The organism is Streptosporangium sp. NPDC049248 (assembly GCF_040678965.1).
Taxonomy (GTDB): Bacteria; Actinomycetota; Actinomycetes; order Streptosporangiales; family Streptosporangiaceae; genus Streptosporangium; species Streptosporangium fukuiense.
This window is the reverse complement of the sequence record NZ_JBFAQY010000057.1, coordinates 1-8421: the sequence shown is the minus strand read 5'-3', so window position 1 is coordinate 8421 and position 8421 is coordinate 1. Positions and strand designations below refer to the sequence as shown.

Annotated in this window: 1 protein-coding gene; it reads right to left on the bottom strand. The window is 71.3% G+C overall.

The annotated features are described in order from the left end of the window. Window positions 1-18: 18 nt before the first annotated feature. Window positions 19-8406, bottom strand: a complete 8388-nt coding sequence (locus AB0K21_RS43995) for an SDR family NAD(P)-dependent oxidoreductase (RefSeq protein WP_364159058.1) — start codon at window positions 8404-8406, stop codon at window positions 19-21. Between the last annotated feature and the right edge of the window lie 15 nt (window positions 8407-8421).

Here is an 8421-nt window from a genome sequence, read left to right as displayed (position 1 = left end):
CGCGCACGAGCCGGGAGATCACAGGTCTTTGAGGCGGCCCAGTTCGCTTTCGATGAAGCCAAGGATGTCCTTGGTACTCGCCGATTCGAGCATGTCGGTGACAGCGATTTCACTAGTTTCCGTGCCGCTCTCGCTCATCTTCGCCAGCAGCTGCCGCAACCGGGTGACGATGCCGTTCCTGGCGAGCTCGTCGAGCGCGGTATCGGAAAGAGCGGTCTCGAACCGGTTGAGATCGGCCAGTAGTGACAGCTCCGTGGCCTTGCTCTCTCCCGGAGCGATTTCCGCCAGGAGGTGTTCGGCGAGGATGGCGGGGGTGGGGTAGTCGAAGACGAGGGTCGCCGGCAGCCGCAGCCCCGTCGCCGCGTTGAGCCGGTTGCGCAGTTCCACCGTGGTGAGGGAGTCGAAGCCCAGCTCGCGGAACTCCCGTCCCGCCTGGATCGCGTCCATCGACGCGTGCCCCAGCACCACTGCGGCCTGTGCCCGCACCAGTTCGAGCACCAGCTGAATCTGCTCGGCCTGCTCCAGCCCCGCCAGCCGCTCGACGACATCGGCGACACCGCCCGTCTGGGTGGCGACCGCCGACCGGCGGCCCGCGCGCACCAGCCCTCGCAGCAGGTGCGGCACCTCGGGAACCGTCCGCAACACCGACAGGTCCAGCGGCACCGCCACCACCATCGGACGGTCCGACGCGGCGGCCGTCTCGAACATCGCCAGCCCCTGCTCGGCCGACAGCGGAGGCATTCCTGTCCGGTTGATCCGCCGCATCTCGATCTCACTCAGTGTGCCGGTCATCCCCGCGTCCTGCGCCCAGGCCCCCCAGGCCAGCGACAACGCCGCCAGCCCCTTGGCCTGGCGCGCCTCCGCCAGCGCGTCCAAGAAGGTGTTCGCCGCCGCGTAGTTACCCTGCCCTGGAGCTCCCACGACACCTGCCATCGAGGAGAACAGCACGAACGCCGCGAGATCCAGGTCCTGGGTGAGCTCGTGCAGATGCCAGGCCGCGTCCACCTTCGGCCGCAGCACCGCCTCCAGGCCTTCCACCGTCAGCGAAGGAATCGTGCCGTCGGCCAGCACACCGGCGGTGTGAACCACCGCCGTCAGCGGATGATCGGCATCCACCCCGGCCAGCAGCCCCGCCACCTGCTCCCGATCGGACACATCACACGCGACGATCTCGACCTCCGCACCGTGCGCGATCAGCTCCGCCCGCAACTCCACCGCGCCGGGCGCGTCCAGGCCCCGCCGGCTGGTCAGCAGCAGACGCCGCACCCCCCGCTCGGCCACCACATGCCGCGCGAACAACCCGCCCAGACCACCGGTCCCACCGGTGATCAACACCGTCCCCTCCGGATCCCAGACCCGGCCACCGTCATCGGCGAGGTCGGATCCCGGCGTCACCCGCGCCAGGCGCGGCACCCACACCTCACCATCGCGCACCGCCACCTGCGGCTCGCCCGAGGCCGGAACCTCGGACAGGATGTCAGACAAGATCGCGAACGAGGTCTCCCGGTCATCCACGTCGAGCAGGACGAACCGGCCGGGGTTCTCCGCCTGGGCGCTACGAACCAGACCCCCCACCGCCGCACCCGCCAGATCGGTAGCCGCCTCCTCGTCGCCCACCGCGACCGCGCCCCGGGTGAGGACCACCAGACGGGAATCGGCGAACCGGTCGTCGGCGAGCCATTCCTGCAGCAGGTTCAGGACGTGCGCGGTGAGCGCGTGCGCCGACTCCACCACCCCGCCCTCCGGATCCGAAAGCGCCTCCATCATCACAACGGCCGGCACCGCTCCCGCTTCCGCCAGCGACGACAGCTCCGCGTGCACCGGCACCAGAAGGCCACCCGCCTCCCCGGCCACTTGCGACGCCGAAGCGACACCCGACCTGTCCGCCCCCAGCACCGCCACCGGAGTCGACGGCACCTGACCCGCCTGCGCCACACCCCCCATCGACACCCACTCAACCCCGAACAACAGCCTCCCCCCCGCACTCGCACCATCGGAGAGCGCCAACCGCTCAGCGGAAACCGGCCGCACCACGACCGACCGCGCCGCCACCACCGCCTCCCCGGCCGCGTCCACCACACTCAACGACACCGCGTCCTCACCCACCTTCACCAACCGCACCCGCACCACCGACGCCCCGACCGCCCGAAGGCACACCCCACCCCAGGAGAACGCCGACAGACCACCACCGGAACCACCCAGCCCCGCGAACGCCACCCCATGCAACGCCGCATCCAGCAACGCCGGATGCACCCCGAACGCCTCCGCCCCCGAAACCGCCTGCTCGGGCAACGCCACCTCGGCGAACACCTCACCATCAGCACCCCGCCACGCCGCCCGCAACCCCTGGAACACCGGACCGTAGACGAACCCGTCCTCGGCCAACTCCTCGTACAGCCCCTCCAGCGCGATCACGGACGCCCCGGCCGGCGGCCACACCGCCACGTCGAACGGCGCGACCTCCGCGACACCGGTCGCGAGCGTGCCGGTCGCGTACCGCACCCACGGCTGAGCGTCATCGGCCGCGACCGGACGACCGTACACACTCACCGTCCGGCGCCCCGACTCCTCCGCGGCCCCCACCCACACCTGCACCGCGACCGCGTCAGCCGCACCCAGCACCAATGGCGCGTCCAGGACCAGCTCCTCCACCAGGTCGCAACCGACCTGGTCACCGGCCCGGATCGCCATCTCCACGAACGCCGAACCCGGCACCACCGCCGAACCCGCCACCACGTGATCGGCCAGCCACGCATGCGACGCGAGCGACAGGCGCCCCGTCAACAACGCCCCATCCGAATCCGCCAGCCCCACGGCCGCACCCAGCAGCGGATGCCCCGTGGACGCGAGCCCCGCGGCCGCCACGTTCCCCACGCGAGGACCGGAGGTCTCGGGCCAGTACCGCCGATGCTCGAAGGGATAGGTGGGCAGGTCGACCCGGCGTCCACCCGGCATTACCGCCCGCCAGTCGACCGGAACCCCGTTCGCGTGCAGCTCGGCCAGCGCCGCCAACACCGCCAGGTGCTCATCACGATCCCTGCGCAGCGCCGGTACCAGCACCGCGTCAGCGCCGTACGCGTCCGCCTCCAGCGTGCCGGCGGCCATGGCGGTCAGCACGCCGTCGGGGCCGAGCTCCAGATAGGCCCGCACGCCCTGGGAGTGCAGGGTGCGGACGCCGTCGGCGAAGCGGACCGCGCCTCGGACCTGCTCCACCCAGTAGTCCGGCGAGCCCAGCTGCTCGGCCGTCGCCTGCTCCCCGGTGAGGGTGGACACGATCGGGATCCTCGGCGGGCCGTAGGTGAGCCTGCTCGCCAGGGCACGGAAGTCCGCCAGCATCGGGTCCATCAGCGGCGAGTGGAAGGCGTGCGACACCCGCAACCGCCGCGTCCGAACCCCACGCTCCTCCAGAGCCGCGGCCACTTCCAGCACCGCCTCCTCCACCCCGGAGACCACCACCGAGGACGGACCGTTCACCGCCGCGATCGACACCTCGTTCTCGCGTCCGGCCAGCAGCTCTGCGACCCCCTCCTCAGAGGTCCGCACCGACACCATCGCCCCACCTTGCGGCAGCGCCTGCATCAACCGCGCCCGACCCGCCACCAACGCGCACGCGTCACTCAGCGACAACACCCCCGCCACATGCGCCGCCGTGATCTCCCCGACCGAGTGGCCGGCCAGCACGTCCGGCCGCACCCCCCACGAGGACACCAACCGGAACAGCGCCGTCTCCACCGCGAACAGCGCCGGCTGCGCCCACCCGGTCCGATCCAGCGCCTCCGCCCCGGCCGACCCCGGCTCGGCGAACAGCACCTCCCGCAGCGACCCCTCCAGCAGCGGGTCCAGCTCCGCGAGCACCTCGTCCAACGCCGTCGCGAACACCGGGAAACGGCCGTACAGCTCCCGGCCCATCCCGGCCCGCTGGCTGCCCTGACCGGTGAACAACACCGCGAGCCTCGGCTCCGCCGCCACCCCGCGCACCACACCCGCGCTCGAACGGTCCTCGGCCAGAGCCTCCAGCCCGGCCAGCGCACCGTCACGGTCGGCGGCCAGCACCACCGCCCGATGCTCGAACGCCGACCGCATCGTGGCCAGCGAGAACGCAACATCGACCAGCGCGGCACCGCTTTCCTCCAGGTGCGAGACCAACCGCCCGGCCTGCGCCCGCAACGCCTCCGCCGTACGGGCCGACACCAGCACCGGCACCACACCCGCGGCCGGCGCCTCGTCCGGCGCCGCCGTTCCCGCCTCGATCGGCGGAGCCTCCGGCCCCTGCTCCAGGATCACGTGCGCGTTGGTGCCACTGATGCCGAACGACGACACCCCCGCCCGACGCGGACGACCGTTCCTCGGCCACTCCGTCGCCTCGGTCAGCAACTCCACCGCACCCGACGCCCAGTCCACATGCGACGACGGCGCGTCCACATGCAACGTCCGAGGCAGCACCCCATGCCGCATCGCCATGACCATCTTGATCACACCGGCCACACCGGCCGCCGCCTGGGTGTGACCGATGTTCGACTTGACGGCCCCGAGCAGAAGCGGCCGTTCCTCGTTCCGCTCCTGACCGTAGGTGGCCAGCAGTGCCTGTGCCTCGATCGGGTCACCCAGCCGGGTGCCGGTACCGTGCGCCTCCACCGCGTCAACCTCGACCGGCGACAAACCGGCGCCGGCCAGCGCCTGGCGGATCACCCGCTGCTGAGACGGACCGTTCGGCGCCGTCAGACCATTGGACGCACCGTCCTGGTTCACCGCGGACCCACGCACGACCGCGAGCACCTCGTGGCCGTTGCGGCGCGCGTCCGACAGCCGTTCCAGCATCAGCACGCCGATGCCCTCGCCCCAGCTGGTGCCGTCCGCGGCGTCGGAGAACGCCTTGCACCGGCCGTCAGGCGACAGCCCACCCTGCGCGCTGAAACCGATGAATCCCAGCGAGGTGGTCATCACGGTCACTCCACCGGCCAGCGCGAGATCACACTCACCCGAACGCAGCGCCTGCGCCGCCATGTGCAACGCCACCAGCGACGACGAGCAGGCGGTGTCCACCGTCACCGCCGGACCCTCCAGCCCCAGCGTGTAGGACAGGCGACCCGACAGCACACTGGCCGCCAGACCCGTGACGCCATGACCTCCCACATCCGCCTGGGCACTCACGATCAGGCTCGCGTAATCCTGGCCGCTGGTACCCACGAAAACGCCGGTCGAGCTGCCCTTCAGCGAGGCCGGGTCGATCCCCGCCCGCTCGACCGCCTCCCAGGACGTCTCCAGCAGCAGCCGCTGCTGCGGGTCCATCGCCAGCGCCTCACGCGGCGAGATCCGGAAGAAGCCCGCGTCAAATCCCACCGCGTCCGCCAGGAACCCGCCCTGGACATTGAGGCTCGTCCCGGACAGCATCCCCAGATCCCAGCCCCGATCGGCCGGGACCGGCGAGATCGCGTCCTCACCGTCGACCAGCAACCGCCACAGATCCTCCGGAGAGTCCACCCCGCCGGGGAACCTGCAGCTCATGCTCACGATCACGATCGGATCGTCCGCCACCGACCCCCTCGGCCCGGCCACCACACCCGGCATGACGGCCAGGTCCTGCCGGCCCAGCAGCTCCGAGAGTACGAACTCCGCCAGCACCGTCGGTGTCGGATAGTCGAACACCAGTGTCGCGGGCAGCCGCAACCCGGTGACGGCATTGAGCCGGTTACGCAGCTCGACGGCGGTGAGGGAGTCGAAGCCCAGCTCGCGGAACTCCCGCCGCACCTGGACCGTCTCCGCCGACGCGTGCCCCAGCACCACCGCGGCCTGTGCCCGCACCAGCTCGAGTACCAGCCGCACCTGCTCGGCCTGCTCCAGCCCCGCCAGCCGCCGCACCAACTCCGCGTCCCCGCCGGCCGACGCGGAAGCGGCCAGGCGGCGGCCCGCGCGCACCAGACCTCGCAGCAGGTGCGGCACCTCGGGAACCGCCCGCAACACCGACAGATCCAGTCGGGCCACCGCCACCACCGGGCGATCCAACGCGAGGCATGTCTCGAACGCGGCCAGCCCCTGCTCGGCCGACAGCGCCGGCATCCCGGCCCGCGCCATCCGCCGCAGGTCGATCTCGCTCAACGAGCTGCTCATCCCGGTCTCCTGCGCCCACAGCGCCCAGGCCAGTGACAGACCCGAAAGACCCGCGGCACGCCGCGACTGAACCAGCGCGTCCAAGAACGTGTTCGCCGCCGCGTAGTTGCCCTGCCCGGCGTTGCCTATCACCCCGGCGAACGAGGAGAACACCACAAAGCCGGCGAGATCCATGTCCTGGGTGAGCTCGTGCAGATGCCAGGCGGCGTCCGCCTTGGGACGCAGCACCGCCTCCAGGCCCTCCGCCGTCAGCGAAGGAATCGTGCCGTCGGCCAGCACACCGGCGGTGTGAACCACCGCGGTCAGCGGATGATCGGCATCCACCCCGGCCAGCAGCCCCGCCACCTGCTCCCGATCGGACACATCACACGCGACGATCTCGACCTCCGCACCGTGCGCGATCAGCTCCGCCCGCAACTCCACCGCGCCGGGCGCGTCCAGGCCCCGCCGGCTGGTCAGCAGCAGACGCCGCACCCCCCGCTCGGCCACCACATGCCGCGCGAACAACCCGCCCAGACCACCGGTCCCACCGGTGATCAACACCGTCCCCTCCGGATCCCAGACCCGGCCACCGTCATCGGCGATGACATCATCGGTGACATCCGCGGAGGTATCGGAGGCGGCATCGCGCACGATCGCCCGTACCAGCCGCGGCACCAACATCTCGCCCCCACGGACCGCCACCTGCGGCTCACCCGACACCAGCACCGAAGCCAGCATCGAGGCCACTACCGTGGCCGCCGGCACCGACCGGCCCAGCTCCACACCATCGCCGCCGTCACGGCGGGCGACCGAGTGCCCGCCGGCCACATCCACGTCGACCAGGACGAACCGGCCCGGATTCTCCGACTGCGCGCTACGAACCAGCCCCCCCACCGCCGCAGCCGCCAGATCAGTGACCGTCTCACCATCGTCCGCCGCGACCGCACCCCGAGTGACGACGACCAGACGGGAATCAGCCAACCGGTCATCGGCCAGCCACCCCTGCAACAGGCCCAGAACGCGAGTGGTCAAGGTATGCGCCGACTCCACCACACCCGCGGCAGGATCCGACACCACCTGTGCCACCACCACACCCGGTACCGGACCCGCCTCCACCAGCGACACCAGATCCGCATACACCGGCGCAGGCTCCCCGACCACCTCCCCAACAGCCTCAAATGCCGCCGCGACCCCCAACGCGTCCACGCCCAGCACCGCTACCGGCACCGGCTCAACCACCGGCAGACCACCCACCGCAACCCATTCCACCCCGAACAACGCATCCCGCCCAGCAGCACGACCAGCGGAAACAACCGCGAGCCAGTCAGCCGGAACCGGTCGCACCACCACCGACCCCGCCGAGACCACCGGCGCACCCGCCCCATCCACCGCCGTCAGCGACACCGAATCGCCCCCCGACCGCACCAACCGCACCCGCAACACCGAAGCACCGGACGCGTGCAGGCACACCTCAGCCCACGACAACGGCACCCGGCCACGATCCACCGCATCCAGCCCGGCGAAACCCACCGCATGCATCGCCGCGTCCAGCAGCGCCGGATGCAACCCGAACGCACCCGCCCCGCTGACCTGCTCGGGCAGACTCACCTCAGCGAAGATCTCACCCTCAGAACCCCGCCAAGCCGCCCGCAACCCCTGGAACGCCGGACCGTACCCCAAGCCCTCCTCCGCCAACTCCTCATACAGCCCGTCCAGCTCGATCATGAACGCGCCGGCCGGCGGCCACACCGCCACATCGAACGGCTCGGCAGGCGAAGCACCCGTGGTGAGAACGCCGGTCGCGTGCCGCACCCAGGGCTGGTCCAGCGCGTCAGCCGACCGGGCGTAGATCGTCAGGTTCCTGCGGCCTGTCTCGTCGGGTGCGCTCACCACCACCTGGACTGTGACGGCATCGTCCGCACCGAGCACCAGCGGGGCGGCCAGGGTGAGTTCTTCCACCCGGTCGCAGCCGACCTGGTCCGCCGCCCGGATCGCCAGCTCAAGGAACCCGGTGCCGGCGAACAGCGCCGTACCGGCCACCGCGTGATCGGCGAGCCACGAATGCGACGCGAGCGACAGACGCCCGGTCAGCAGCACACCGTCCGAGTCGGCCAACCCCACCGCCGCCCCCAGCAACGGATGCCCCGTCGCCGCCTGCCCCAGCGCACGAGCGTCACCACCCTGCCTCGGACCCGGCCAGAACCTCTGACGCTGGAAGGCATACGTCGGCAGGTCGACCCGTCGACCGCCGGTCAGCACCTGCCGCCAGTCCACCTTCACCCCACGGACGAACAGCTCGGCCGCCGAGACCAGCACCCGCTCCAAACCACC